22 protein-coding genes are annotated in these 25,174 nt (G+C 68.2%); 14 read left to right on the top strand and 8 right to left on the bottom strand.

The window, feature by feature from the left end:
- The first annotated feature begins 6 nt into the window (after nt 1-6).
- From ASF32_RS11400 to bcsN, 4 genes are read left to right on the top strand one after another with little or no spacing between them, the layout of a single operon-like run.
- Nucleotides 7-2,544 (top strand): cellulose biosynthesis cyclic di-GMP-binding regulatory protein BcsB, encoded by a 2,538-nt coding sequence (locus ASF32_RS11400; protein ID WP_056428622.1) that lies wholly within the window; start codon nt 7-9, stop codon nt 2,542-2,544.
- Nucleotides 2,541-3,722 (top strand): glycosyl hydrolase family 8, encoded by a 1,182-nt coding sequence (locus ASF32_RS11395; protein ID WP_056428020.1) that lies wholly within the window; start codon nt 2,541-2,543, stop codon nt 3,720-3,722. The genes ASF32_RS11400 and ASF32_RS11395 overlap by 4 nt, the downstream gene beginning before the upstream one ends.
- Complete coding sequence (locus tag ASF32_RS11390; RefSeq protein ID WP_056428017.1) at nt 3,707-5,752, top strand: hypothetical protein; 2,046 nt, start codon at nt 3,707-3,709, stop codon at nt 5,750-5,752. The genes ASF32_RS11395 and ASF32_RS11390 overlap by 16 nt, the downstream gene beginning before the upstream one ends.
- The gene (bcsN, locus tag ASF32_RS11385) at nt 5,749-6,744 is read left to right on the top strand and encodes a cellulose biosynthesis protein BcsN (protein WP_056428014.1); all 996 of its coding nucleotides are present in this window, start codon (nt 5,749-5,751) and stop codon (nt 6,742-6,744) included. Before ASF32_RS11390 ends, bcsN begins: the two co-directional genes overlap by 4 nt.
- A gap of 218 nt (nt 6,745-6,962) precedes the next feature.
- Here the strand turns inward: bcsN and ASF32_RS25265 are convergent, their stop codons facing one another.
- Complete coding sequence (locus ASF32_RS25265; RefSeq protein WP_156467766.1) at nt 6,963-7,127, bottom strand: hypothetical protein; 165 nt, start codon at nt 7,125-7,127, stop codon at nt 6,963-6,965.
- 737 nt (nt 7,128-7,864) lie between these two features.
- On the opposite strand from ASF32_RS25265, the gene ASF32_RS11380 reads away from it, so the two are divergent.
- The 3 genes from ASF32_RS11380 (at nt 7,865) to ASF32_RS11370 (ending at nt 10,584) form a co-directional block, all read left to right on the top strand.
- The gene (locus ASF32_RS11380) at nt 7,865-8,857 is read left to right on the top strand and encodes an ABC transporter substrate-binding protein (RefSeq protein WP_056428012.1); all 993 of its coding nucleotides are present in this window, start codon (nt 7,865-7,867) and stop codon (nt 8,855-8,857) included.
- Between the two features lie 5 nt (nt 8,858-8,862).
- Complete coding sequence (locus ASF32_RS11375; protein WP_056428620.1) at nt 8,863-9,906, top strand: LLM class flavin-dependent oxidoreductase; 1,044 nt, start codon at nt 8,863-8,865, stop codon at nt 9,904-9,906.
- A gap of 120 nt (nt 9,907-10,026) precedes the next feature.
- Nucleotides 10,027-10,584: a TetR/AcrR family transcriptional regulator gene (locus tag ASF32_RS11370; RefSeq protein ID WP_056428009.1), complete on the top strand. Its 558-nt coding sequence runs from the start codon at nt 10,027-10,029 to the stop codon at nt 10,582-10,584.
- A 10-nt stretch (nt 10,585-10,594) separates the two neighbouring features.
- Here the strand turns inward: ASF32_RS11370 and ASF32_RS11365 are convergent, their stop codons facing one another.
- Together ASF32_RS11365 and ASF32_RS11360 are read right to left on the bottom strand one after the other, a co-directional pair.
- On the bottom strand, nt 10,595-11,758 hold the full coding sequence (locus ASF32_RS11365) for a dimethylmenaquinone methyltransferase (protein ID WP_056428007.1): 1,164 nt from the start codon (nt 11,756-11,758) through the stop codon (nt 10,595-10,597).
- 106 nt (nt 11,759-11,864) lie between these two features.
- A complete protein-coding gene (locus ASF32_RS11360; protein WP_056428002.1) occupies nt 11,865-12,995 on the bottom strand; it encodes a mechanosensitive ion channel domain-containing protein in 1,131 nt (376 codons plus the stop codon).
- Between the two features lie 451 nt (nt 12,996-13,446).
- Here ASF32_RS11360 and ASF32_RS26465 point away from each other — a divergent pair, with 451 nt between their 5' ends.
- Nucleotides 13,447-13,767, top strand: a complete 321-nt coding sequence (locus tag ASF32_RS26465; RefSeq protein WP_056427999.1) for a NepR family anti-sigma factor — start codon at nt 13,447-13,449, stop codon at nt 13,765-13,767.
- Nucleotides 13,767-14,342: a sigma-70 family RNA polymerase sigma factor gene (locus ASF32_RS11350; RefSeq protein WP_056428617.1), complete on the top strand. Its 576-nt coding sequence runs from the start codon at nt 13,767-13,769 to the stop codon at nt 14,340-14,342. Before ASF32_RS26465 ends, ASF32_RS11350 begins: the two co-directional genes overlap by 1 nt.
- 119 nt (nt 14,343-14,461) lie before the next feature.
- Here the strand turns inward: ASF32_RS11350 and ASF32_RS11345 are convergent, their stop codons facing one another.
- The 3 genes from ASF32_RS11345 to argH all read right to left on the bottom strand — a co-directional run bounded on the left by ASF32_RS11345 (nt 14,462) and on the right by argH (nt 17,161).
- Nucleotides 14,462-15,127, bottom strand: coding sequence for a hypothetical protein (locus ASF32_RS11345; protein WP_056427996.1), 666 nt, complete (start codon nt 15,125-15,127; stop codon nt 14,462-14,464).
- Nucleotides 15,128-15,334: 207 nt separating this feature from the next.
- On the bottom strand, nt 15,335-15,664 hold the full coding sequence (locus ASF32_RS11340; RefSeq protein WP_082470439.1) for a hypothetical protein: 330 nt from the start codon (nt 15,662-15,664) through the stop codon (nt 15,335-15,337).
- A 99-nt stretch (nt 15,665-15,763) separates the two neighbouring features.
- Entirely contained in the window at nt 15,764-17,161 is a 1,398-nt protein-coding gene (argH, locus tag ASF32_RS11335; protein WP_056427991.1) for an argininosuccinate lyase, read from the bottom strand.
- A 54-nt stretch (nt 17,162-17,215) separates the two neighbouring features.
- Here argH and ASF32_RS11330 point away from each other — a divergent pair, with 54 nt between their 5' ends.
- The 4 genes from ASF32_RS11330 (at nt 17,216) to ASF32_RS11315 (ending at nt 21,578) form a co-directional block, all read left to right on the top strand.
- Nucleotides 17,216-17,863: a TlpA disulfide reductase family protein gene (locus tag ASF32_RS11330; RefSeq protein ID WP_056427988.1), complete on the top strand. Its 648-nt coding sequence runs from the start codon at nt 17,216-17,218 to the stop codon at nt 17,861-17,863.
- A 190-nt stretch (nt 17,864-18,053) separates the two neighbouring features.
- Nucleotides 18,054-19,796, top strand: a complete 1,743-nt coding sequence (locus tag ASF32_RS11325; protein ID WP_348271423.1) for a methyl-accepting chemotaxis protein — start codon at nt 18,054-18,056, stop codon at nt 19,794-19,796.
- Nucleotides 19,797-19,917: 121 nt separating this feature from the next.
- The gene (locus tag ASF32_RS11320) at nt 19,918-21,084 is read left to right on the top strand and encodes a hypothetical protein (RefSeq protein ID WP_056427981.1); all 1,167 of its coding nucleotides are present in this window, start codon (nt 19,918-19,920) and stop codon (nt 21,082-21,084) included.
- Nucleotides 21,085-21,293: 209 nt separating this feature from the next.
- Nucleotides 21,294-21,578, top strand: coding sequence for a hypothetical protein (locus ASF32_RS11315; protein ID WP_244478107.1), 285 nt, complete (start codon nt 21,294-21,296; stop codon nt 21,576-21,578).
- A gap of 10 nt (nt 21,579-21,588) precedes the next feature.
- Here ASF32_RS11315 and murJ read toward each other — a convergent pair whose 3' ends face one another.
- Nucleotides 21,589-23,118: a murein biosynthesis integral membrane protein MurJ gene (gene murJ, locus ASF32_RS11310; RefSeq protein WP_056427978.1), complete on the bottom strand. Its 1,530-nt coding sequence runs from the start codon at nt 23,116-23,118 to the stop codon at nt 21,589-21,591.
- A 259-nt stretch (nt 23,119-23,377) separates the two neighbouring features.
- On the bottom strand, nt 23,378-23,977 hold the full coding sequence (locus tag ASF32_RS11305; protein WP_018041792.1) for a superoxide dismutase: 600 nt from the start codon (nt 23,975-23,977) through the stop codon (nt 23,378-23,380).
- Nucleotides 23,978-24,215: 238 nt separating this feature from the next.
- Here ASF32_RS11305 and ASF32_RS11300 point away from each other — a divergent pair, with 238 nt between their 5' ends.
- Nucleotides 24,216-25,169 (top strand): hypothetical protein, encoded by a 954-nt coding sequence (locus ASF32_RS11300; RefSeq protein WP_056427975.1) that lies wholly within the window; start codon nt 24,216-24,218, stop codon nt 25,167-25,169.
- Nucleotides 25,170-25,174: the final 5 nt, after the last annotated feature.

The raw sequence follows: 25,174 nt of genomic DNA, 5'->3' as shown, positions 1-25,174 counted from the left end.
ATCACCATGTCGACCTTTCGCGTCCTCGCCTGTCTTGGCGCCCTCGGCCTGATCCTGCAGACGCCGGCCGGCCAAGCCCAGAGCTTCCTCGGATCGGGGCCGACCGAGCGCTTCTCGGTGCCGCCCGTGGGCGATGCCATGCGCCGCCCGGACGCCCCGCCGCCCGCAACCCGCCCCGCCGCGCCCCCCGAGGAGGCCCAGCGCGAGCCTGTCGGCAGGATCGCCCCGGCGCGTCGCCTCGCGGCCACCACCGACGGGTTCCGGATGGAGGGGGAGGAGGCGACGCTGCGCTTCCCGGTCTATCTGACGGAAGCACAGACGCGGGGCCGCCCGCGCCTGCGCATTTCCTACCTCTCGGCCATCTCTGTCGCGCCCGAAGCCTCGGAACTGACCGTGAGCGTCAACGGCGCGGTGGTCGGACGCACCAACATCCAGGCGCCGGGCGCGGTGAAGGTGGTGGAATTCGAGATTCCGGAGGGAAGCCTCAAGCTCGGCTACAACGCCGTCTCCCTGCAGGCCAGCCAGCGCCACCGGGTCGATTGCTCGCTCAACGCCACCTACGAACTCTGGACGCAGATCGATCCGTCGCGCTCCGGGCTCGTGGTCGCGCCGGTCGCTGCCGCCAGCCTCGAACTCAAGGATCTTCCCGCCCTCGAGCCCGACCATAGCGGCGCCCTGCCGGTGCGGGTGGTCGCCAACGACAAGCCGAACCTGCCCCGGCTCGAGCGCATGATCCACGCGGTGGAGGCGGTGGGCCTGATCGGTCGCATCGCCCGGCCGGTGGTGGAGTTCGGCCCGCCCATGTCGGGCCGGTCGGGTCTCAACCTCATCGTCGGGACGGCGGCGGAATTGCGGGAGATGCCCGATCTCGAATCGATCGGCTCCACCGGCGGGCCGAGGCTGGTGGTCCTGCCGCCGCGCCCGGACCGGGTACCGACCCTGGTCGTCACGGGCACCAGCTATGCCGAGATCGAGGAAGCCATCGCCGCCCTCGCGCGGGGAGGGGAGGTCTACGGCACTCCCGCCGGCCTGAAGGCGGCGTCCCTGGCGCGCGGCACGATCTTGGACGGGGACGAGACGGTCTCGCTGCAGAGCCTCGGCGTCTCGACCCGCGAATTCTCGGGGCGGCTGCTGCGCACCGCCTTCGACGTCTACCTGCCGGCGGATTTCCTGCCGGCGGACTACGGCAAGGTCATGCTGAACCTGGCGGGCGCCTACGCGTCCGGCCTGACCTCGGACGCCCGCATCCTCGTGGATCTCAACGGCAGCAACGCTGCCAGCGTGCCGCTGGCCCAGACCCGCGGCGAAGTGTTCGAGAATAACACGATCCCGCTGCCCCTGGCGAAGTGGCGTCCGGGCCTCAACCGCGTCGCGATCATGGCCCAAGTTCCCGCCCCGGCGGACGAGACGTGCGGCCTCAACGCCACGGATTCGAAGCGGGAGCGCTTCCTCATCCTCGACCGCGCGAGCCTGTCGATTCCCACCCTGGCGCACGCGGCCAGGATTCCCGATCTCGCCGCGACGACGAGCGGGGCCCTGGCCTTCGTCAAGTCCGAACGCCGTCCGCGTCTGGTCCTACCCACCCTCGACAAGGATACGGTGGCGGCCGCCGCGACCCTCGCCGCCAGACTGGCGGGCGCCGCCGGGCGGATGATCGATTTCGAACTCGCCGGCGACATGCAGAGCGGCTCTCCCGGGCCGACCCTCGTCGTCGCCCCGGTGCGGTCCCTGTCTCCCTCGACGCTGTCGGGGCTGGGCCTCGACCCGGACCAGATCAGGACGATCTGGCAGGCGCGCGCAGAAACGGCGCGGGCGCCCGGCCAGTCCGGCTCGGTGCCGGCCCCGACCCTGGACCGGCTTCGCCGCAATCTGCCGCCGCGCTGCAGCCTGCCCGAACTGACCTTGCGCGCGCCGGCCCCCAGCCCGACCATTGCCTCCGCCGCGCCCGCCGAGGCGCGACGTTCGCCCCAGGCTAGGCTGTCGGACGGTGATCTCGTCACGAAATGGGACGAGACCCTTCGCGCGCGCCATCCCGTCCTCGAAGCTGCGGACGGCGTCGTCGAGCGGGGGAGGGCCTTGCTCAACTCCGTCGTGGGTGACCCCCGCGCCTTGTTCAGCGCGGCGCCATCGACGCCCGCCACGGTCACGGTTCCCCCCGGCGCCAGCCTGATCATGGCCCAGGGCTTTCCGACGACGGCGGCGGCGCAGAACGGCTTCGACGGGTCGGTGACCGTGATCACCGCCCCCAATGCCCTGCTGCTCAAGGCATCGGCGGCCTGCCTCATCGATCCCGAGGTCTGGTCGCGGATCGATGGGCGCTTCGCCTTCCTCGATGCCTCGGACGGATCCCTCGAGACGGTGGCTCCCCGGAACGTGGAGCTCGTCGAGACGAAGACGCGCTCACTCTCCAACATTCGCCTCGTCACCGCCGGCTGGCTCTCGATGAACCCGGCGATCTATGTGGCGCTGACCCTTGGGCTCGCCCTGCTCCTCGGCCTGACGACGACGTCCCTTGTCCGCAATATCGGCCGGAAAAACGGATGACCCGCACCGTGCATCCCATTCTCGGCCTGGTTTTCGGCGCGGCACTGGCCGTCGCGAGCCCCTGGATCGTTCCCGCGAGGGCGCAGGACGGCGCCTCGCCGGTTCCACCCGCCACCGCGATGCCCGGTGCCCCCACCGCGAAAGGCGAAGCCATGCCGGGAGCCTCGAAGCCGGCGGTTCTCGCCGATTCCCTGAAGAATCCCGATGCCTGGCGCTCCTACCGGTCCCGCTTCATCACCGAGGCGGGCCGCGTGGTGGACACCGCCAACGGTATGATCAGCCACAGCGAAGGGCAGGGATACGGCATGCTCCTCGCGGTCGCCGCCAATGACCGGACCACGTTCGAACGGCTCTGGGGATGGACCCGCGCCAACCTGATGGTCCGCTCGGACGAGCTGCTGGCCTGGCGCTGGGAGCCCGGCAAACGACCGGCGGTGGCCGATCTCAACGACGCGTCCGACGGCGACATCCTCGTGGCCTGGGCCCTCACCGAAGCGGCCGAGGCCTGGGACGAGGCCTCGTACCGGGTGGCCGCGCGGCGCATCGCCGTGGAGGTCGCGCGCAAGACCATCCTGTTCAAGGACAAGAACGGGGCGCTGCTGCTGCCGGCGGTCTCCGGCTTCTCCGCAGCCGAACGCGCGGACGGGCCGCTGATCAACCTCTCCTACTGGGTGTTCCCGGCCTTCGCCCGGCTCCCCATCGTGGCCCCCGAATTCGACTGGGCGGCCCTGACCGCCAGCGGGCTCAACCTGATCCGCCGCTCCCGCTTCGGGACGGCGAAGCTGCCGACCGAATGGATCTCCCTGAAGGGCGAGGAGCCGCGTCCGGCGGATGGATTCCCGCCGCTCTTCTCCTACAACGCCATTCGCATTCCCCTCTACATGGTCTGGGCGGGTGTGGGACGCCCGAGCGATTACGACCCCTTCGTCGCGCTCTGGTCCGGCCCCGACCGGGAGCGCCTGCCCATCGTCGACACCTCCGACGGCCGGACGGTCGAGTCCCTGAGCGAGAGCGGCTATACCGCCCTCTCGGGGCTACTCCTGTGCGACCGGAAGGGCATGCCGCTGCCCGACGGGTTCGGACGGCCGCAGGGGAACGAGAACTACTATCCGACCACGCTGCACCTCCTGTCGATGGTGGCGCTGCAGATGAGGAACCTGTCATGTCCGGCACGGTGATCCGCGGATGGGGGAGGCCGGCGACCGCTCGCGCCACGGGAGCGGCGCGGGGTTTCGCCTTGCTCTGCGGCGTCTCCCTCGCCGGGTTCTGCCTCGTCGCTCCGTTGGCGGCGCAGACCGAGAGCCCGGACGACGCGGCGCGTGCGCCCGCGATCATCGCGGTGCCCGGCAGTTCCGCCGCCGCCGGCATGGTCGATGAGAGCGCCCTGCGCTACTACGCGTCGCAGAAGCAGACGGCGCGGATGAAGGCCGAGGCGGCGCGGCTGAAGCAGCTCTATCCCGGCTGGGTCGAACCCACCGACCTCGACACCCTGCAGCCGAGCCCGCCTGAGGAGGCGCCGCTCTGGGACCTGTTCACTGCCGGGCGTTTCGACGACCTCGATGCGGCGATCGCGGCCCGCCGCGCCGCCGACCCGAACTGGCGCCCCTCCGACGAACTGTCGCGCAAGCTCCTGCGGGCCAGTTTCCGCAGCCGCCTGAAAGCCCTGACCACCGCGCGCAAGACGGCGGATATCGTTACCCTCTACCGGGCCGACCCGAGCGCCCTCGATCCGAGCGACGTGGAAAGCTACTGGACCACGGCGGAAGCCCTGGCCTCCGAAGGGGGAGCGGCCGGATCGGACGAGGCCCTGGCCCTCTACAAGACCGTGCTCGACACCAGCAACGACACCAGCGTGCGGTTGGCCACGATCCAGAAGGCGATGTCGACCTTGCCAATGGTCCTGGCGGAGAAGCTCATCGCCATCGGGCGCACGGATGCCGAGGGAGGCTCCGAGTTCAAGGCGATCGCCAACGACATCACCCGCGCCCGCATCGTCGCGGATCTCCACGGCGCTCCGGCCCAGGAGCCGAGCGCGGCGGACATGGCCGCGTTCCAGGCCTATGCCCGCGCCTCCGGCGATGCGAGCCAGACCGGATTGCTCGGCTGGTACACGTACAACCACCGCCAGTTCCGCGCGGCCCTCGACTGGTTCAAGCTCGCCATCAGCCGCGGCGGCGATGCCATGATCGCCCATGGCCTCGCCCATACCCTGCGCGAGCTCGGGATGCTGCGGGAGGCCGAGGAGGTCGCCTATGCCTGGCGCGACAAGTATGTCGGCAACAGCATCCTGTTCATCGACCTCATGGGCCGCAGGCTGACGCAGGCCAATCCCAGCTTCATCGATCTGGAGCGGATCAACCGCTATGCGAAGGTGACCCTGGCCACGGCGTCGGGGGAGGGGGCCGAGGCCCTCGGCTGGTACGCCTACAATTCGTGCCAGTTCGAGGCCGCGCTGGAATGGTTCCAGCACGCGGTCGCTTGGCTTCCGAGCGAGTCCGCGGTGACCGGCTATGCCCTGTCGCTGCAGCGCCTGAAGCGCAAGCAGGATTACCTCACCATCGTGAACCGCTACGACGGCCTGTTCCCCAAAGTAGTGGATCTCCTGTTCCGCGAGGGGCCGGCCGGACCACCCCTGGCCTGCGCCGCGACAGCGGACGCAGCCCCGTCCCAGGGGGGGCGCCCGGCACCGGCCGCCTCCGCCGCTCCCGCCCCGGCCGCGCCGGCCCGCAACACGGCAGCCTATGGCCGGGTGCCCAAACCCGATGCGTCGGGGGACGGCCAGGCCAAGCCCCTGCCGGTCCAGCGCAGCGAATTCCCCCTCGCGGTGTCGGCGGAGAACCCCCTGCGCTACGCTCCGCCCTCCCTGGCGCGGGTGGTCGCGGATCGGCAGGATGGCGCCTTCCTGGCCGAGCCGCCCGCCTCGAAGACCATGCCGCTCGTCGCGCGCCGGGTATCGGGAGCGGGGCCGATGCCCTACGAGAGCTATGGCTTCAACCTGTTGCCGGGCTATGACGGCTCCGAGCGGCCCTCCACCCTGTCGGAGCCGGGCGAGGGCACCCTATGGCGGGCGCAGCAGGCCTCGCGGAACCGTGGCCCGCAGGAGCGTGCTGCGTCGGAGGCCGACCGCTTCACCTTGCCTAATTCGCAGGCCGTCAATCGCGGCTACGATCAGCCCGATACCGCGCCGAGCTCGATGCAACGTCCATGATCCGCTCCCATCGGTTGGTCTCCTCCCTGCGATCCGGCGTTTTCGCTGCCCTGGTCCTCCTGCCGTGGGCCTTCACGACACGGGCCGCTCTCGCGCAATCCGTGGTCGAGATCCCCGGCGCGGGCCGCGTCTCGGATGTAGCGCAGACCTCCTTTCGCGATGGCTTCGCCCAGCGCGTGACCTTTGCCGGTGGCCCGCGCAACTACGCCGAGATCAGCGTCCGCAACGGAGCCGATGCGGGGGGGCGCTTCGGCTCCGCCCTGACCATGGCGAAGCCGACCCGCCTCGGCATCGCCGCGGAACTCCTGGCGCGCTTTCCCGGGGAGGGCATGCGCGTCTCCACCGTTCCCAAGCGGAACGCCTATGGCCCCGTGGGCCTCGCGGTGGGCAGCAACTGCCTCTACGCCTGGCAATGGATCGATCTCGCTCCGCGATCCGGCGGGCGATCGGCCCCTGACAGTCTCTTCGGCGGAAGCACCGAGCGCGCGGCGTCCCTCCGGGTCAGCCTGTGCCGGACGGCTACCGCGACCCTCGCGGATCTCGTCTCCGGCGTCGAACGCATGAACCTCTCCCTCGGTGCCGGACGCGAGGGCGGCCGACCGCACGTATCCACCCGCGCGGCGCCCAAGCCCCGGCGCGAGGCACCGTCCGCCCGCGCTTCGAAGGAGCCCGCGAAGGCGGCGGCGCAGCCGCCCGGTGCCATGGAACGGCCGAGCGCACGAAACCAGAAAGTCGATGACGGCCGGCGCGTCCCGGTTCCGGTCGTGGAGCGCACTTCCCCCACGATCCCGTTACCGCCCGCCGCGGGCACCGCCGTTCCGCTGCCGGCCGGTCCCGCCACGGGCGCCCCGCGCTACATCACCGATCCGGCCCCCGCCCTTGCGCCAACGGCTCCCGTTGCCGCGCCGAAACCCGCTGCCCCCACGAGCGTGGAGACGGAAGACCGCCTGTCCCCCGATCTGCCGATCCGGGCCTATCGCCCGCCGCCGTAGCGCCGACGCCGCATCTGGTTACCCAACTCTTCGCCCATCGTCGGCGACGTGTTCCTGGCGTCTCCCGGTGTGGGGATGTGCGAGGGCGCGACTGGAGCGGTCGCTCGCCGACGCGGAGAAGGCGGATCCGGTTCGCCGGCCGTGCTTCGATGACAATCTTCACGCCATGCCTGGGCGCCTGCTGCCAGTGGTGTCCAATCCCGGGAGGCAGGCCGAGATCATGCATCCATAGCAGCGGCATCTTCCTGCGACCGGGCGGCGATCGATGTCTCATCGATTGCCACATTCGCGTTTGACAACCCTGACGGATACTCCTTCTGCTCTTTTGAAAGGTTGCGAATTTTTCTATAAATTATCCAAGATCTTAAATTATTGCGCATCATGGGGGCCGCTTTTCCGATGCAGCATTTCGACAAGGGGCACCTGCCCGAGCCCGGTCCTCATTATGCCGACCATTTGGCCATCCAGGCCGTCATGATCTGCCGCGTGGTCATGGAGACAATCGTAATCGGAATTATTCTATTTGGATTGTCGGGATTACTAAACGTTTAATTGTGCGTCATCTTCAATTTAAGAATGATGTACTCAAGATGCTTGGTTTCCCGCGAGCAGGATCGCGGATGGAAGGTCGGTTGGCTTAGCGTCGCGACTCATGGGCGTCGCAGGCCTTCGAGACGCGAATGCCTCGCAGGCTTCGATCCTGCCGCCGTGCTTGTGCCTGTGGCGACTGATCCTGGACTGGCGGCCTCTGCATCCTCACACCGAACCACGATCTGCGGTCCTTGCTGGTGCATCTCCGGCGCTCGACCCGTTGCAGGGTCTCGAGCGACTGCTTTAAGCCATGGAACGTGCCGTTTCGAGAACGAATGGCATCGCTGTCGCCATCTTGAAGGATAAGCATCTCAACGACGAGGGGGTGGGAAATATTCGTCCGCGAAGGCGGGGAAATTCAAAAAACTGTTTTCTTGCGGAGAAGTAAAGCATCTCGGTAAGACACCGGGGTCGGTCGGTGCCTATGCTTGGTCAAGCCGCAGATCCGCAGGCGCTGTCTGGATCTGTGTGGGGCTTCATCTTGTAATAGGCTCGCACCGGACGTGCTTTTCTCACCCTGGAGACGAAGATGAATCACGACACTCCGGGCGGAGCATCCCCCTCGCGTCGGACGATTCTCCGTGCCGGCTTAGGAGTGGCAGCGAGCCTGTCGCTCGGATCGCCGGCGGTGCACGCCGCCGAGCGCACCGTCCGCCTGAGCTACCAGCGCTCCTCGACCCTGCTCACCATCCTGAAGGCGAAGGGCACCCTGGACGAGCGTCTGAAGCCCCTCGGCTTCGCGCCGTCCTGGCATCTGTTCACCAGCGTGATCGAGCCGATGAATGCGGGGGCCGTCGATCTGCACGCGGACGTGGCGGATGCCATCCCGATCTTCACTCAGGCCGCCAACGCTCAGCTCACCTTCTACGCGCGCGAGATCGGTGTTCCTTCCGCCGAGGCGATCATCGTACCGGCCGAATCGCCCATCCGCTCCATCGCCGACCTGAAGGGCCGGACGGTCGGCGTATCGCGTGGGTCGGGCTGCCATTTCATCCTGGCGGCGGCGCTGAAGAAGGCCGGTCTCGGCTTCCCCGATATCAAGCCGGCCTATCTCCAGGCGCCCGAGGGGCTCGTCGCGTTCAACCAGGGCAGTCTCGATGCCTGGGTCATCTGGGACCCCTTTCTTGCCATCGCGCAGTCCAAGCGGCCGGTGCGCGTGCTGGCCGACGCCACCGGCCTGTCGAGCTATCACCGCTATTTCCTCGCCAATGACCGTTTCGTGGCCGAGAACCCGCAGGTCGTCGCCACGGTCTACGAGGCCCTGAAGGAAGCCGGCCGGTGGGCGAAGGCCGAGCCGGACGCCGCGGTGGCGCTGCTGGCCCCGATCTGGGGCGACCTGTCCCCCGACATCGTCGCGACGGTGAACCGCCGCCGGACCTACGAAGTCACTCCCGTGACCCGTGCCGAACTCGGCGAGCAGCAGGAGATCGCCGATACGTTCTATGAGGCCAAGCTGATCCCCCGCAAGCTCGACGCCACCGGGGTGGCGATCTGGCAGCCGCCCGCCGCGCGGGCGGGGTGACGCGCATGAGCGATGCGCCCCGTTTCGGGATCTGGGCGGCCGTCCACGGCTCGCGCGCGTCCCACCACGATCCGGACGAGCCGGACGATGCCAGCTGGACCCGTAACCGGGCCCTGGTGCTGGAGGCCGAGGCGTTGGGCTTCGACTCGGTCCTGGTGGCCCAGCACACGGCGAATCCCTATGACGACGAGCGCGACCAGCTGGAGGCCTGGACCGCCTCCGCTGCGCTGGCCGCCCTGACCCGCCGCATCGAGATCATCGCGGCGATCAAGCCGGGGCTCTACCACCCGGTCGTGCTCGCCAAGATGGCCCTGCAGATCGAGCATGTGAGCGAGGGTCGCTTCGCCCTCAACCTCGTGAATGCCTGGAACAAGGCCGAATTCGAGCGGGCGGGCCTGCCTTTCCCGGCCCATGACGACCGCTATGCCTATGGACGGGAATGGATCGGCCTCGTGGACCGTCTCATGCGGGGCGAACGCGTGACCCATGCGGGCCGGCATTTCCAGGTCGAGGATTACCAGTTGCGCCCGGCCGGGACCTTTCGGCCACGGCCGACGGTCTATCTCGGCGGCGAATCCGAGCCGGCCCGCGCCCTGGCGGCGGAGCGGGCGGATGTCTGGTTCATCAACGGACAGCCGCTCGACGATGTCAGGGCCCTGATCGCGGATGTCGCGCGCCGGCCCGCCGCCAACGGGCCGCTGCGCTACGGCCTCTCCGCCTTCGTGATCGCCCGCGAGACGGATGCCGAGGCTGAGGCCGAGCATGCCCGGCTCCTCGTCCTGGCGCGGCGCGACGAGGGGCTACGGAATGCCACGAGGGCCCGTACCGACGCCGCCAGCGTGATGTTCGCCAAGACCGATGCGGCGGCGACCCGTCATGTCGGCACCAATGGCGGCACGGCGGCCGGGCTCGTCGGCAGCTACGAGACCGTCGCCGCGCGCATCCGCGCCTTTCATGACGCCGGCATCGACCTGTTCATGCTGCAATTCCAGCCGTTCGAGGCCGAGATGCGGCGCTTTGCGAAGGAGATCCTGCCGCGCGTGCGGTGAGCCCGCGACACGAAGGATAAGGACCGGTGGCATCGACTGCCCCGGATCGTCGTCGCGATGCCCCCTTTTGCATGAGGCCGATCATCTATATGTTGGGAGGTCAAGCAGGAGGGTCTCACCGTGCCAAAGGTTTCACAGGCGCAGGCCAAGCTGAACCGGCAACGGGTGGTCGAGGTCGCCGCGGCCATGTTCCGCGAGCGTGGGCTGCATGGCGTCGGCGTCGCCGACATCATGGCCTCGGCGGGCCTGACGCATGGCGGCTTCTACGGCCAGTTCGCCAGCAAGGAGGCGCTGGCGGTCGAGGCTTTCGACTTGGCCGCCAACCAGAACTGGCGCCCTGACGATCTCGACGGATGGATGGCGAGTTACCTGACTCTCGGCCACGTTCGGAACCCGGGCCTCGGCTGTCCACTGGCGTGTCTGGCCAATGACGTGTCGCGTGAAGCGCCAGGTTCTCCGCTGCGGGCGCGGTTCCTTCACGGGGCCCGAGGCCTGATCGAGCGCATGACCGGCCTGCTTCCCGCGGCCCTGGCGAAGCGGCGGCGCCAGCGGGCCTTGGCGAGCCTGTCGCTCATGATCGGAGCCGTCGCCCTGGCCCGCGCCATCGACGACGATGAGCTCAGCGAGGAGGTGCTGGCGGCGGCCCGCGGCGTCCTCACCACGGGCAAGGTCGGCTGAGGGGCGAGGTTCAGCCCTTCCAGGCCTTGAGCGCCGCGAAGGGGCTGGAGGCCGGATCGGGCTGGGGCGGGTTGAGCACCGGCTCCACCTGGGAGACGGCATCGGCCAGGGAGAAGGCCGATCCGGCATTCAGCTTGCCGCCGGCCGCATCCTTGTGGCCACCGCCACGGAACTTGCGCGCACCGTCCAGCGCCGTTTCGTTGTTCGAGCGGAACGACAGCGAGCCCGTGCGCTGGACATTGACGACGCGGGTCGCCCTGCCGCTCTCCATCACGAGGTCGGACACGCGCTGGAACATGCCCGAATCGAGGCCGAAGGACAGCATCGTCCCATCCGAGAGTCGCTGGAACAGGGCATCCGACCGGGCGAGCGCTCGGGCCATCCGCATGCGGGTGGTGAGGGTCGGGTCGTCCTGAGGCTCGTCGGCGAGGAGCGCGTCCACGAGTCGACGCCGGGTCGCGGCGATCTCGGCCTCGACGCGGGCCGGCGATGCCCCTTCGCGCAACAGGGCGGAGACCGCCCGCAGCAGCGCGCTGATGAAGCGGTCATGCCAGGGATGGCCCACCGGGATCAGGGTCGCGACGTTGTCCCAGAAGATCTCGTCCAGGGCGAGGCCGCCCCGGAAGGTCGGGCGCTCCTTCTTCCATAGATCGAGGGCATCGACGGCAGCGACAAGCGTCTCGAGTTCCTCGGTTGTCCCGGCCTCCACCTCACGCGAGGCGTAGAGCTCCCGATGCTCGTAGGCGAGGCGGGTGGCACAGCGGTCCTCGTCGATGAGCACGACCACGTTCGGGTCGGCGAGTTCGACCTTGGTGAGGCCGGGTCTCTCCGGCACGGGCGCGAGAGTGAGGCCCTGGTCGCGCAGCTGGTCGAGGGAGGAGGCATGGTGGTCGAGCACGATCAGCCGGTGCCGCGCGGCCTCGTCGCGACGCAGGTTCATGGAAGTGAACCGGGTGATGAAGGTGACGGCCACGGCCTCCAGGCCGAGATCCGTCATGATCAGGCATTCGGGCGCCTGGGCGCGGGAGAGCCGCTTCAATTCCGCGTCGACCACCGGGCCGACATCGGCATAGCGCGGGATATGGACGATCCGCGACACGTCGAGGAAGGCACCGACGATGGTCGAGGCTCCGTAGCCGTCGAGGTCGTGGTGGGTCAGCTGGGTGACGGTCAAGGTTCGTCCTCGTGGCTCGGGTCTTCCGCTCGCCTTATGGGCCAGACGGGCGGGCTCGGCGAGCCATACCACCGGGGATCGGGTAAAATTCCCCGGCGGCGGCAGGTTACGCCGCGCGGCGCGGAATTTCCGGCTCCTGCCGGGCGAGGGGCGCGGCCTCCGCCTGCATCCATTCCGCCCGCTGGCGCGGCAGGGCACCGGGATATTCCGTCTGCAGGAAGAAGATCATCTTCTCGCGCACCTCGCAGCGCAGGTCCCATGCCTGCGGCGCGTTGCGGGCGCTCACCAGCATCCTGATCTCGATGACGCTCTCCTTGGCGTCGGAGACCTGGAGATTGACGACGTTGCGGTCCCACAGACGCGACTGCGCCGCAATCTCGGAAAGCTTTGCCCGCATCGCTTCCACCGGTGCGCGGTGGTCGACATAGAGGAAGACGCTGCCGATGAGTGAGGCGCCCTCGCGGGTCCAGTTCTGGAACGGCTTCTGGATGAAGTAGGTCAGCGGCAGGACGAGGCGGCGCCAGTCCCAGAGCCGGATGACCACATAGGTGGAGTTGATCTCCTCGACCCAGCCCCACTCGTTCTCCACGATCACCGCGTCCTCGATCCGGATCGGCTGCGTGATCGCGATCTGGATGCCCGCCACGAGGTTCGAGAGGACCGGTTGCATCGCGAGGCCCAGGATCAGCCCCGCCGCCCCGGCCGAGGCGAGAAGACTGACGCCGTATTGCCGGACTGGCTCGAAGGTCATCAGCGCGATGGAGATGGTCAGCAGCGCGACGAGCGTCACGCCGGCACGTTCCAGGATGCGCATCTGAGTGAAGTGCTTGCGCGCGAGAAGGTTGTCCTCCGCGTCGAGCTTGAACCGGCGCAGGTAGATCACTGTCGCGATATGCAGGGCGGTGGCGCAGCACCAGCCGGCCAGCGCCACGAGCGCGACGACGAGGATCTGGTTGAGGACGATCCGCACGTCCCATGAGAGGGGTGCGGCAGACGAAGCCGCCGTGACGGAAACGATCAGCAGCGCGAGACGGCTCGGCCCATGCGTCCGCGAGACCAGGGACCGCCAGAACAGGCTCCGATCCGCCACTGCGCGCTGCATGGCGCGGAACACGACGCCATGGAGCGGGAGGACCACGGCACAGCATCCGGCGACGAGAGCAAGGGTCTGCGCCCACCAGGGCAGCCACGTGAGCCAGCGGATCGCATCGCCTGCGAGCGATTGGATGATCGGCATCGGACCTCCTGTATCAGCGAAGCCAATGATCCCGTTGGATGGCGGTTCCGCGCCGCACGGGCAGCCCCGTGCGGTGCACAACCGTGCGATACCGAAGGGACATCCGAGGCCGGAAATTCATATTTCCGCTCGATTTCAGGCGGCGCGATCGATGTCCCTACGCGCCGCGCCGAGGCGCATAAAACCGTTAGGATTCGTGAATCGGTCGGGCCGGCCTTCATCATCCCCGCGCGGGGCACCGTTCTCGTTCAGCATCCATCCAGATTTGTAAATGTAGTGTGGATCTACGGCTCAGCTTGTTCTGGCTGTGCTTCCGCATAAGATGTCTTTCGACACATCGAATCGCGCGAGAGACGCTGCTTTTACAAGCTTAAAGGTTTCTGAATACATTTTTCAGAACGCGTTAAAGCGCTCGTCACTAGGACCGACACCGACATAACGGTGGAGAACCATGACGATCGACGCCAGCGATATCCACGGCCCTTTCGACGTGCTGGACGTGGGGAAACGGGGTTCCCGTGACCACGCCTGCGGCGGCGAAGCGTCGTCTGCGGAAGCGGAAGCCATGGCCGGCCCCGGTCCGGGCGTCGCGCAGGTCGGCATGGACCGATGGGGCATGGACCGAGCCGGCATGGACACGGAGTCCCGGCGGCGGATCGGCCGAAACCTCCGCATTCTCTACGGCAACGTCCTGGATCTGCCGCTCCCCGACCGTTTCGAGACCCTTCTCGCCGAACTCGCGGCCAAGCCTGCTTCGCGGGAGACCTCATGATGAGCTGCCATACCCATCCTGTCGGCACGCCCTCGGGCGCCGATACCGAGATGCGTGAGCTTCTGCTCGGCGCGATTCCGGCCCTGAGAGCGTTCGCCTATTCGTTGACCTACGATCTCGATCGCAGCGACGACCTCGTTCAGGACACGCTGGTCCGTGCCTGGACCAAGGCGGACAGCTTCACGCGGGGCACGAACCTGACGGCTTGGCTGTTCACCATCCTGCGCAACCTGTTCTATTCCGAGCAACGCAAGCGCAAGCGCGAGGTGGAGGATGCCGACGGCGTCCATGCCGCGCGGCTCACCAGCCTGCCCGAGCAGGAGATCCGGGTGGAGATGCGGGAGTTCCAGGCCGCCCTCGACCTGCTGCCGCTGAGCCAGCGCGAGGCCCTCGTCCTCGTCGGCGCGCAGAGCTTCACCTACGAGGAGGCCGCCGAGATCTGCGGTGTCGCCGTGGGAACGATGAAAAGCCGTGTCAGCCGCGCCCGTGGCCGGCTGATCGAAACACTGGGCATGAACGGCACCGAGGATATCGGGGCCGACGCGCTCACACGGGCGGCCTTGGGCGGTCCCTGATCCTGCCCGCGCCGCAAAACGCGGTTCCTGATAGCGGGCCTCGATGACGTCTTCTCATCGGGGCCCGGCTGCGCGAGTGTGCGGCAGTGGACACTCGCGCGCCTCGTTGAGGCTTGGTCTTACTTGCATTCCTCGCGGGCGCGCTTCATCGCGTCACCGAAGCCCGCCAACGCGTATTCGTCGCTGGTGGAGGTGCCGCGCATGGACGTCGTCTTGACCTGAACCTTGGCCAGTTTGGCCATCTCGCCGACGAGGCGGGCCTCTTCGGACGGGTTCTGAAGCCAGGCATTCTCGTCCTTCACGACCAAGCCGTATTGCGAACTGCCGAGGCTGAGGATCGGATCGGAGGCGGCCGTGGCATTGGCCTTTGCCTGGCTGGCGGCCGGTTTGGGCGGGAAGCCGAACATGACCGCGACCTCGTTCTGCACGTTGTCACCCTTGCGGATGGTGACGAACAAGTAGGCGGTGTCGCGTTTGAGCGTTTTCGGTGTGCGGGCCTGGGGCTGAGCGATGGCGTAGCAGGTGCGTGATTTGCCCTGGCCGTTGGCGAAGACGTTCCAGTCCCCGAAGATGGCGACCGGCGTCGCCTGCTGCATGCCCGGCGCGCTGACCGCTTTCTTCTTCTCTCGCCCGCGCCCCCGTGATTTGGCCGGAGCCTCGGCTGCGGTGGCGGCCTCCTGCTGCGCCAGTGCCGGCGAGGGAGCGGTGAGAGAGGCCGGGCCGAGGGTCGCCAGGACAGCCGCCGAGGCGCTGACGGCGAGGAGGCGGCGGAGAGGATGCTGCATCGTGTTCAGGTTCTCGAATACGAAAGAAGGCCCGCCGACAGCGTGGAGGGCAAATCTGCGCCGCGAAGGACGGACTGGCAGCCAAAGCGGCTGTCCCGACACAGGCTGTAAAATTGTGCGGAATTGCGGCGAGACGCCATCAGGCGTTCACGCCGGGCCGGATCGACCAGCGGCTCCGCGCGAATGGGGTCGGCGCGTTGGGACGATTCAGGCCGGGTGCGCCTCCGGTGCGAAGGTCGGTCCCGCGAGGATGGCGCCCATTGCCATCTCCACCCGCGGCGGCTCGGCGATGGCCGCCAGATCGGCGATCGAGGCTGCCATATGCGGTGCGGTGGCATTGGCTTCCATCACGTCGCGGACGGGCAGGGCGCGGGGCTTCGGGTCGTTGTAGGGCGTGTTGTAGCATTTGCGGATCGATGCCCAGAACGCAGCCCGGTCCGCCTCGGGCAGGCGGGCCAGAACGGTATCGATCAGCGTGGTGGCTTCCGCCGCGAGGGCGGCGGTGTCTTCGGGATTCATCCAACTCTCGACGGGCATCGACATCTCCGGCGTGCGTGGGTCCGAGCTTTAGGCAGGATCACATAGCTCGACCGTGAACGCATCCGCTCCGGCCGAGCTTTTTTGTCGCCCTGTGAATCACGCTGTCGCGGCTGGCGCGTCGAGCAGCGCCAGCCAGCGCGTGGCCTGCGTCCTCACGTTGTCCGGCGCGGTGCCGCCATAGCTGGTGCGGCTGGAAACGGAGTTTTCCACGCCCAGCACCGCATAGACCGCATCGGTGATCCTCGGCTCGGCCGCCTGCATCTCGGACAACGCCAATTCCTCCAGCCCGATCCCCTTGGCGGATGCAGCGCCGACGAGGCGGCCGGTGACGTGATGCGCCTCGCGGAACGGTAGGCCGAGTTCACGCACCAGCCAATCGGCGAGGTCCGTGGCGGTGGCGTAGCCGGAGCCGGCGGCGCGGGCGAGCACCTCGGCATTGGGCTCCAGGTCGCGGACCATGCCGGTCATGGCGGCCAGACACAGGGAGAGGGCCTGCAGCGCGTCGAACGTGCCTTCCTTGTCCTCCTGCATGTCCTTCGAATAGGCCAGCGGCAGGCCCTTCATCACGATCAGCAGGCCGGTCAGCGCGCCTATGACGCGGCCGGACTTGGCGCGGACGAGCTCGGCCGCATCCGGGTTGCGCTTCTGTGGCATGATCGACGAGCCGGTCGTGTAGCCGTCCGACAATTTCACGAAGTTGAACTGGGCCGAGGTCCAGACCACGAGTTCCTCGGCGAAGCGCGACAGGTGCACGGCGCAGATCGAGGCGGCGGAGAGTGATTCCAGGGCGAAGTCGCGGTCGGCTACCGAGTCGAGGGAGTTGGCGGTGGGCCGGTCGAACCCGAGCGCCGCCGCCGTGGCGTGCCGGTCGATGGGGAAGGAGGTGCCGGCCAGCGCCGCGGCTCCGAGCGGGCACTCGTTGAGCCGCGCGCGGGCATCGCGGAACCGGCCACGGTCGCGGGCCAGCATCTCCACATAGGCCAGGCAATGGTGCCCGAACGTGACGGGCTGGGCCGATTGCAGATGGGTGAAGCCCGGCATCACCGTGGCGGCGTGCGCCAGCGCCTTCTCGGCCAGAGCCCGCTGCAGGCCGGCGGCCTGCTCGTCGAGGTTGTCGAGGGTGTCGCGCACCCAGAGCTTCATGTCGGTGGCGACCTGGTCGTTGCGCGAGCGGGCCGTGTGCAGGCGCCCGGCCGCGGGGCCGACGATCTCGGTGAGCCGGCTCTCGACGGACATGTGGATGTCCTCGAGCTCACGCTTGAACACGAAGCCGCCGCCCTCGATTTCCGCGCGCACGGCCTTGAGACCGTCCTCGATCGCTGCCACATCGGCCAATGGCAGGATGCCCGCCTTGCCCAGCATCGCCACATGCGCCAGCGAGCCGCGGATGTCCTGGGGTGCGAGGCGCTTGTCGAATCCGATGGAGGCGTTGATCTCCTCCATGATCTCGGCGGGGCCGCTCGCGAAGCGCCCGCCCCACATCCGGTTGCTCATGTCGACACTGTTCCTCTCGGCCGCCCCATCCACCCGTCGGGCGACGCAACGATGATGCCCGGAGCCAAGGCGACCCTGGCTGCGGGAGCCGTCGTCGCCGTCCTGATCGCGGGCGGTCTCGCCGTATACGGGACGCGTCCGACCGGCGGCAACAGCGAGGCTGTGGCCGAGCCGTGCCGTGGCGCCGTGGAGACGATCGCGCGCATCGCGCCCCATGCCCGTGGCGAGGTGGCGGCCATGGAAGTCTCCAAGGTTCCGCGCGCCGCGCCGGACCTCGTGTTCAAGGGGCCGGACGGCGCCGACCGGACGCTCGCCCAGTTGCAGGGGCGGCTCGCGCTGGTGAACCTGTGGGCGACATGGTGCGCGCCCTGCAAGGCCGAGATGCCGGCCCTCGACCGGCTCGAGCAGATGCTGGGGGGGACGGACTTCACCGTCGCGGCGATCAATGTGGACACGCGCAATCTCGAGAAGCCGCCGCAATGGCTGAAGGAGAATGGGATCACGAACCTCGCCTACTACGCCGATCCCGGTGGGCGGGTGCTGCCGGCCATGCAGAAGGCGACCGGTTCGCTCGGCCTGCCCACGACGATGCTGGTGGACGCCAAGGGCTGTATCCTCGGCGTGATGAAGGGACCGGCCGATTGGGGCAGCGAGGATGCCAAGCGGCTGATACGCAGGGCGCTCGGCCGCGCGCCGGATTGAACTCAGGCCGAGATGAGACAAGGCCGAGGTGAGACCGAACTGAGCGCCCGATCATGGCGTCGGCTGATGCTCCGCTCTTATCAGGGTTGGCTCCCTGCAGCCTCGGCCCCGTTCAATCCAAGAACGGACATTGAACGACCAAGCAATCACTGGTGGCGAAGGGGCGATCGGTGATTATTGGAGTTACGGTATGTTAATAAGCTCAGTGTTCCCTAGAATCGAGAATTTCAAGGGCGCTGCTGCGATGTTGTTGAGATCGGTATCCGTTCAGACAAGGCTTGTAGCCAGCTTCGGGGTTATATTTTTATTATCCCTTTTGCTCGCAGGGGCATCACTATATTTCCTTCACTCAGTCAACGATATCGGGCGGGAAATGCGGGACGATCACCTGCCGAACACCGAGATGCTCGGCAAGATCCAGGTTCTTGCCCTGCGGCAGCGGGTGAGCGGCGGGCGTCTGATCAATGCGGATACGCCAGAGCTACGCGCCAGCGCTGCCGCCACGGTCAAACTGCGTGCCGATGAGATGCGCGACGTCCAGGCCGCCTACATGCCTCGCTTGGACACGGACGAGGAGAGGGCGCTGTACAAGGCGTTCGAGACTCAATGGGTCGCTTACTCGACGTTGCAGGACACCATCATCATGCAGGCGCAAACCGGGAACCTGGCCGAGGCCCAGCGCACCTACAACACGACCATGTCGACGGGTATGAGCGCGGTGCTGGCCGAGCTTCAGAAGCTCGTCACCTACGAAGCGCGCGCCGCGCGCGAGAGCGGCACTCATGCGCAGACGGCTTATGACGGTGCCGTGATGGCGACCATCGTCCTCGTCGCCATCGCCGCACTCATGGCCTCGGGGGCCGCCATCATGCTGGTTATCACCGTGATCCGCCCCCTGCGCCGGATGACCTCGGCAATGGATGTTCTCGCTCGGGGGGGCACGGACATCGACGTCCCCGGCGTCGATCGCATGGACGAAGTGGGCGCGATGGCAAAATCTGTCCTGGTGTTCAAGGACAACATCATCCGTACCCGTGCCCTGGAGGTGGAAACGGAAGCCGCGCGCGCCGGTGCCGAGGCCCATCGCAGGGCGGTCATGCTCGACATGGCCGATCGGTTCGAGGCCGCGGTCGGCGGCATCGCCACTCAGGTCAGCGCCGCCGCCACGGAGTTGCAGGCCACGGCGGGCAGCATGAGCGCCACGGCCACGATGACCGCCCGACGCTCCGGTAATGCCGCGGCCGCGGCGGACACGGCCGCCGCCAACGTCACCACGGTGGCCTCCGCCGCCGAGGAGCTCGGCTCGTCGGTCCAGGAGATCGGCCGCCAGATGCAAGGCTCCGCCAGCCTGTCCCAGCGTGCCGTCAGCGAAGCGGCCGAGACCGCCGCGCTCGTTCGCGATCTCAGCGAGTCCACCGCCCGCATCGGCGATGTGGTGTCCCTGATCTCGACGATCGCGGGCCAGACCAACCTGCTGGCGCTGAATGCAACCATCGAGGCTGCGCGCGCGGGCGAGGCGGGGAGGGGCTTTGCGGTGGTCGCCTCAGAAGTGAAGGCACTGGCGAACCAGACCGCCAAGGCCACCGAGGAGATCACCGGTCAGATCGCGCGCGTCCAGGCTTCCACCGGCATGGCGGTCTCGGCGATTGCCGGCATCACCCAGCGCATCCGTGAGATCGACGACGTGTCCGCTTCCATCGCCGCGGCCGTGGAGGAGCAGGGCGCGGCGACCCAGGAGATCGTCCGCAACGTCACCGAAGCCTCGGCCGGGACCAGGGAGGTCACCCACAACGTCAGTGCCGTGGCCTCGGCCGCCGAGGAGACGGGGGCCGCCTCGGCCCAGGTTCTCGCCTCGGCCTCGGAATTGTCACTGCAGTTCAACCAACTCGATGCCGCGATGTCGCAATTCCTCTCCACGGTCCGGGCCGCATGACAGCGGGCGCCTGATCCGCCGTAAACCTTTCCGGTCCTGGATCATTATGCCTTCGTCGCATCGGGATCGGCAGGTGCCATAGCACGGCGGCTCTCGTCGGCGACGGCTGGGAGTGAGAACGATGCGCCTCGTCGGAATCTTCATGGCGGGGCTACTCGGCCTCGCGCCCGCCTGCGCCGCCGAGGCGCCGGCCTATCTCCTCGTCGGCCTCGACGGCAAAACCTTCTTCCTGCCCGAAGGCGGCCGGAACGGCCCCAATGGAAGCGATGCGCTGGCCATCGTCGATGTGAGCGACGAGGCCCGCCCCCGCCTCGCTCATGTCCTGCCTCTCGACAATTCCGTCTACGGGCCGCCCACCAACCTGCAGATCGCCCCGGACGGACGGCTCGGCCTCGTGGCGAGTTCGGTTCTCATGCGGCAGGAGGGCGAGGCCTGGTACGCGCAGGCGGACGACCGGCTCCACGTGATCGACCTCCTCGCGAACCCGCCGCGTCTGGTGGAGACCATCCGCGTCGGGCGCCAGCCCTCGGGCCTCGCCATCGCGCGAACAGGCGATGTCGCCCTCGTGGCCAACCGCGAGGGCCGCAGCGTCACGATCCTGTCGATCGCCGGGACGAACGTGCGCGCCGTGTCCACCGTGGATGTCGGCGACGAGGCAGCGGCTTTGGCCATCGCCCCGGACGGGCGCCGCGCGTTCGTGGCCAAGAACAAGGCCGCCAAGGTGGGTGTCCTCGCCCTCGACGGCGCCAAAGCCACCTACGATCCCGCCCTCGACCTTCCCGTCGGTCCCGGCATCTATGGCCTGGAGGTCACGCCCGACGGGCGTTTGGCACTCGCCGCCAATACCGGCCCCGAGCCCAGCGACGGGCACGCCGACAGCGTCAGCGTGATCCGAGCCGATGCGCCGCGCCCGGTGGTGATCGATCATCTCGGCATCGGCGATACGCCCGAAACCCTGACGATCTCGCCCGATGGCCGGCACGCGGCGGTGGCCGTGGTGCGCGGATCGAGCGCTCCGGCGAGCGGCCCCGGCTACACCCCGACCGGGGCGGTGGCGCTGCTCACCATCGATCCGTCGGGGCTCGTCCGCCGCACGGGAGAGGCCGAGGCGGGGGCGGTGACGCAAGGCATCGCCTTCAGTCCATCGGGATCGCATATCTATATCGGCAATTACGTGGACCGAACCATCGGCGTCTACCGCATCGACGGAGATGCAGTTCACGATACGGGGTTCAGGCTGAGTCTTCCCGGCCAACCGGCCTCGATGCGGGGGCGGGCAGGACAGTAACACCGGGACTGCCGTGTGCGGCTCACCTTGCCTGCGCGAGTCGATCCGGAGAACCAGCCGGTCGGACGAGATTAATCCCCGTATCGCCGGTGATTTAATTCTGGAACCCGTCTGATTCGTCACCGGTTTTTCGGGTTCGATACAGAGAGAGGCGCGCAAGCCGAAAGCACAGGCTGTGCTGGCACGCCGCCGACACGATGCGGGGAGGAATGATGCGAGATCGATACGAGGGTTCAGAGCGATCGAGACGTCACGGTCGCATCATCGCCGTTGCTCTCGGTCTGTCGTTCCTTGTCGGCCTGTCTGGAGCACGGGCCGCCGTCACCGGAACGGGGGGCGGACCTGAAACCACCGTCACGGCGCCTCATACGTCGACCACCGGCCAGACCGTTCCGCCGGGTGCGGCCGGCGCCCCCATCGTCGATCCGAACGAGCGGACCAACCGGCAGAAGCAGCTGGACCGCGTCCTGAACGGGATCTGCCGGGGCTGTTGATCCGAGAGGATCAGGCCCGGCGCAGGCGCAGGCCGAAGGCCCGTAGGGTTCCCAGCAGCAAGGCGGCGTAGACGAGGGCACCGACGAGCCCGAGAAGCCCGAGCACCACGATCTCGCGGAAATGCGGCAGGGCCGGTACCGACCGTTCCACAATCGGCAGGCCGTAGATCGCCGTGGCGGCGAGGGCGGCGCAGGCGACGACCACGCCGATGATCGTTACGCCGAGGCCCCGGCTCGGTGCCGTCCAACCCCGGCGCCAGGCAAGCCCCACGAGGAGCGCGAGGTTCAGCCATTGACCGATGGCGGTGGCGAGCGCCAGGCCGGTCACGCCGTAGGGGCCGGTGAGCACGATCTTGAGCGCGACGTTGAGGGCGATGGAGGCGAGCGAGGCGATGAGCGGCGTCATCGTGTCCTGGCGTGCGTAGAAACTCGCCACCGCGCTGCGCACCAGCACCACGGCGGGCAGGGCGAGGCCGTAGGCGGCGAGTACCGAAGCGGCGCGGGCGGCATCCTCGGCGCTGAACGCTCCGCGCTGGAACAGCGCCGTCATCATCAGGCCCGGCAGGGTGAGGAAGGCGATGGTGAAGGGGGCCGACAGGGCCAGCGAGAAGCCCGCCGCCCGGTTCTGCGCCGCATGCGCCCCCGCAACGTCGCCCTTGGCGATCCGCCGGCTCATCTCCGGAAGCAGCACCGTTCCCGCCGCGATGGCGATGACGCCGAAGGGCAGCTGGTACAGCCGGTCGGCGTAGTAGAGGGCCGAGACCGCTCCGGTGGGCAGGAAACTCGCGATGATCGTGTCGGCGAAGGAGGCGATCTGGAAGCCGGCCGCGCCGATCACCGCCGGACCGAGCACCTTGAAGAACCGCGTCATCGCCGGATCGCGCAAGGTCGGCCTCCCCCATTTCGGAGCGATGCCCGCGCGCCGGCAGGCGAGCCAGACGAGGCCGAATTGCAGCACGCCCGAGACGGAGACGCCCCAGGCGGCGGCATAGGCGGCGTTCGGGAAGAACCCCGCCAGCGCCAGGGCCACCAGCATCGACAGGTTGAGGAGAACCGGCGCTCCCGCCGCCACGGCGAAGCGGCGATGGGCATTGAGGATGCCCGACAGCAGGGTCACCAGGGTGATGAACAGGAGATAGGGAAAGGTGATCCGCGTCAGCGCGACGGCGAGATCGAAGCGCAGGGGATCGTCCGAGAAGCCCGGCGCCAGGGCCCGCACCACCCAGGGCATCGCCGACCAGGCGAGGGCGAGCAGCACGATCTGCGTCAGTAGCAGAAGGGTGAAGACGCGGGTGGCGAAGCGCCTGGCCGCGCCTTCCTCGCCGGTCTCCGAAAGGCCGGCATAGGCCGGGACGAAAGCGGTGTTGAACGCCCCCTCGCCGAAGATGGCGCGGAAATGGTTCGGCAGGCGGAAGGCGACGACGAAGGCGTCTGCCACCGGCCCCGCCCCGAGCACGGCCGCCATCACCACGTCGCGGGCAAAGCCGGTGACGCGGGAGACCAGCGTCCAGCCGCCGACGGAGAGGATGCTGCGGATCATGCGAATCGACCGGAGAGAGGGAAACGGAACGCTTCGTCGATGCGCGTTCTTCCCTCCCCCTTGTGGGGAGGGAGCGAGGGTGGGGGTGGTTCCGCCGGGCTCCGCAGCGGGTCGCCCAGCCACCCCCACCTCCAACTCCTCCCCACAAGGGGGAGGAGTGCCGCGCTCCGACGGTCTCGTCAGACTTAATGGATGCGAGCAGTTCCGTAAGGCAACGCCGCGGGCCAGAAGACCCGCGGCGCGACCGTGAGAGCGGAGCTTACTTCGAGGCTTCGCCGTAGAGCTTCTCGACGTATTCCCAGTTCACCAGGTTCTCGATGAACGCCTTGAGGTAGTCGGGACGGCGGTTGCGGTAGTCGATGTAGTAGGAGTGCTCCCACACGTCGACGCCGAGGATCGGCTTGGCGCCGTGGACCAGCGGGTTCTCGCCGTTGGGGGTCTTCAGGATCGCGAGCTTGCCGTCCTTGACCGCGAGCCAGGCCCAGCCCGAGCCGAACTGGCTGACACCCGCCTGAATGAAGTCCGCCTTGAACTTGTCGAAGCCGCCGAGATCCTCGTCGATCTTCGCGGCCAGGGCCGCCGGGGCCGCGCCGCCGCCATTGGGCTTCATCCAGTTCCAGAAATGGAGGTGGTTGAAGTGCTGGCCGGCATTGTTGAACAGCGGCTGGTTGGTGCCGTAGGACGCCGTGACGATCTCCTCGACGGTCTTGCCTTCGAGACCCGTGCCTTCGAGCAGCTTGTTGCCGGTATCGACATAGGCCTTGTGGTGCTTGTCGTGGTGGAACTCGAGGGTCTCCTTCGACATGTAGGGGCCGAGCGCGTCGTAGGCGTAGGGCAGTTCGGGCAGGGTGAAGGTCATCGGCAGGTCTCCCGGGTCTGGTGGCACAGGATGGCGGGTCTCGCTCCGAGGGATGCGAGGGTCGCGCCGTCATCCGGCCAACGCGTTCGTACCTAAGTCGCTCCTCCGCCAAGGGCAACGGGCGTCCGGTATCGAACGGTGAACGGGGATTTCTCCACGGATCGATTTTGCAAAACCCGGGCCGGGCCTTACTGTGCGCGCCGCACTTCCTACGTGCAGGCGTCATCTAGAGAGTTCCATGATCCTCGCGCTGTTCGCGCTCGCCGTCGTCATGATCGTCGGCGGCATTGCTTCCGTGGTCCAGGGCTTTCCCTATGTCAGGCTGGAAAGCGGATGGACGATGACCATCGCGGGCGCCGCCACGGCCTCGTCGGGCGCGCTCCTCCTCGGCCTTGCTGTGGTCGCCACCTACCTGAAGCGGCTGGAGCGGGTCCTGTTGGAGCAGGCCGCCGGCCTCGGCGCGGAGGGGGCCGTCCTGCCCGAAGGGCGGGGCCGCATCGACCCGACGGGGCTGGACGCCACCGACGCCGCGGAGGAGCCGGCACCGTCCGGGCGTCAGCGCCCCAGCGCGCTGGGACTGTCCGAGCCGAGGCTCGCATCGCCACCTCATTTCACCGACGAGGCCTCGCCCCTCGGCAGCGACCCGGCATCGCCGCTCCTGCCGGATCTCCTGCCCGAACCGCCGCCTCCTCCCGTCGAGGAAGCGCGGAAGGACCAGGTCCGCACGGGAGGGCCCGAGACGGAAGCCGATGCCGTGCCGGCGCGGCAGATCAAGCCGAACAAGCCGCCCCGGGCGGTGAAGCCGATGGCGATGGTCGATACGGTCATCCCCGCGCCGGAGCCCGCGCCCCCGGTCGTGGAAGCGCCCGCCGCCGTCGTCGTGCCGCCTTCGCCGCCGCGCGACGCCGATCGGGACGAGCCGCTCGGGCTGCGGTCGTCGGTGGTCGACGAGCCGGAGCCCGTTGCGGAGCGTGCTTCACCCGAGGAGGTCGAACCGGCCGCCGGCCCCGCCAAGGGCGGTCTGACCGTCGTGGGCACCTACGCGTCCGGCGGCAACACTTACGTGATGTATTCCAACGGCTCTATCGAGGCGGATACGCCACGTGGCCAGTTCACCTTCGACTCCCTGGATGAACTGAAGGCCTTCGTCGAGGCGGGCGGCGAAGATGGGGCTGCCCGCGGAGCGGCGTGACATCC

It is taken from the genome of Methylobacterium sp. Leaf91, from assembly GCF_001422815.1.
GTDB lineage: Bacteria > Pseudomonadota > Alphaproteobacteria > Rhizobiales > Beijerinckiaceae > Methylobacterium.
This window is presented reverse-complemented; position numbering and strand designations above follow the sequence as displayed.

What these genes read in the sequence shown, in the direction of transcription:
- ASF32_RS11320 (WP_056427981.1), top strand. Translation starts at nt 19,918, where the DNA reads ATGCGCCTCGTCGGAATCTTCATGGCGGGGCTACTCGGCCTCGCGCCC.
- murJ (WP_056427978.1), bottom strand. Translation starts at nt 23,118, where the DNA reads ATGATCCGCAGCATCCTCTCCGTCGGCGGCTGGACGCTGGTCTCCCGC.
- ASF32_RS26465 (WP_056427999.1), top strand. Translation starts at nt 13,447, where the DNA reads ATGACGATCGACGCCAGCGATATCCACGGCCCTTTCGACGTGCTGGAC.
- ASF32_RS11390 (WP_056428017.1), top strand. Translation starts at nt 3,707, where the DNA reads ATGTCCGGCACGGTGATCCGCGGATGGGGGAGGCCGGCGACCGCTCGC.
- ASF32_RS11400 (WP_056428622.1), top strand. Translation starts at nt 7, where the DNA reads ATGTCGACCTTTCGCGTCCTCGCCTGTCTTGGCGCCCTCGGCCTGATC.
- ASF32_RS11330 (WP_056427988.1), top strand. Translation starts at nt 17,216, where the DNA reads ATGCCCGGAGCCAAGGCGACCCTGGCTGCGGGAGCCGTCGTCGCCGTC.
- argH (WP_056427991.1), bottom strand. Translation starts at nt 17,161, where the DNA reads ATGAGCAACCGGATGTGGGGCGGGCGCTTCGCGAGCGGCCCCGCCGAG.
- ASF32_RS11350 (WP_056428617.1), top strand. Translation starts at nt 13,767, where the DNA reads ATGAGCTGCCATACCCATCCTGTCGGCACGCCCTCGGGCGCCGATACC.
- ASF32_RS11305 (WP_018041792.1), bottom strand. Translation starts at nt 23,977, where the DNA reads ATGACCTTCACCCTGCCCGAACTGCCCTACGCCTACGACGCGCTCGGC.
- ASF32_RS11340 (WP_082470439.1), bottom strand. Translation starts at nt 15,664, where the DNA reads ATGCCCGTCGAGAGTTGGATGAATCCCGAAGACACCGCCGCCCTCGCG.
- ASF32_RS11375 (WP_056428620.1), top strand. Translation starts at nt 8,863, where the DNA reads ATGAGCGATGCGCCCCGTTTCGGGATCTGGGCGGCCGTCCACGGCTCG.
- ASF32_RS11380 (WP_056428012.1), top strand. Translation starts at nt 7,865, where the DNA reads ATGAATCACGACACTCCGGGCGGAGCATCCCCCTCGCGTCGGACGATT.
- ASF32_RS25265 (WP_156467766.1), bottom strand. Translation starts at nt 7,127, where the DNA reads ATGATGCGCAATAATTTAAGATCTTGGATAATTTATAGAAAAATTCGC.
- ASF32_RS11300 (WP_056427975.1), top strand. Translation starts at nt 24,216, where the DNA reads ATGATCCTCGCGCTGTTCGCGCTCGCCGTCGTCATGATCGTCGGCGGC.
- ASF32_RS11395 (WP_056428020.1), top strand. Translation starts at nt 2,541, where the DNA reads ATGACCCGCACCGTGCATCCCATTCTCGGCCTGGTTTTCGGCGCGGCA.
- ASF32_RS11360 (WP_056428002.1), bottom strand. Translation starts at nt 12,995, where the DNA reads ATGCCGATCATCCAATCGCTCGCAGGCGATGCGATCCGCTGGCTCACG.
- ASF32_RS11345 (WP_056427996.1), bottom strand. Translation starts at nt 15,127, where the DNA reads ATGCAGCATCCTCTCCGCCGCCTCCTCGCCGTCAGCGCCTCGGCGGCT.
- bcsN (WP_056428014.1), top strand. Translation starts at nt 5,749, where the DNA reads ATGATCCGCTCCCATCGGTTGGTCTCCTCCCTGCGATCCGGCGTTTTC.
- ASF32_RS11315 (WP_244478107.1), top strand. Translation starts at nt 21,294, where the DNA reads ATGATGCGAGATCGATACGAGGGTTCAGAGCGATCGAGACGTCACGGT.
- ASF32_RS11325 (WP_348271423.1), top strand. Translation starts at nt 18,054, where the DNA reads ATGTTAATAAGCTCAGTGTTCCCTAGAATCGAGAATTTCAAGGGCGCT.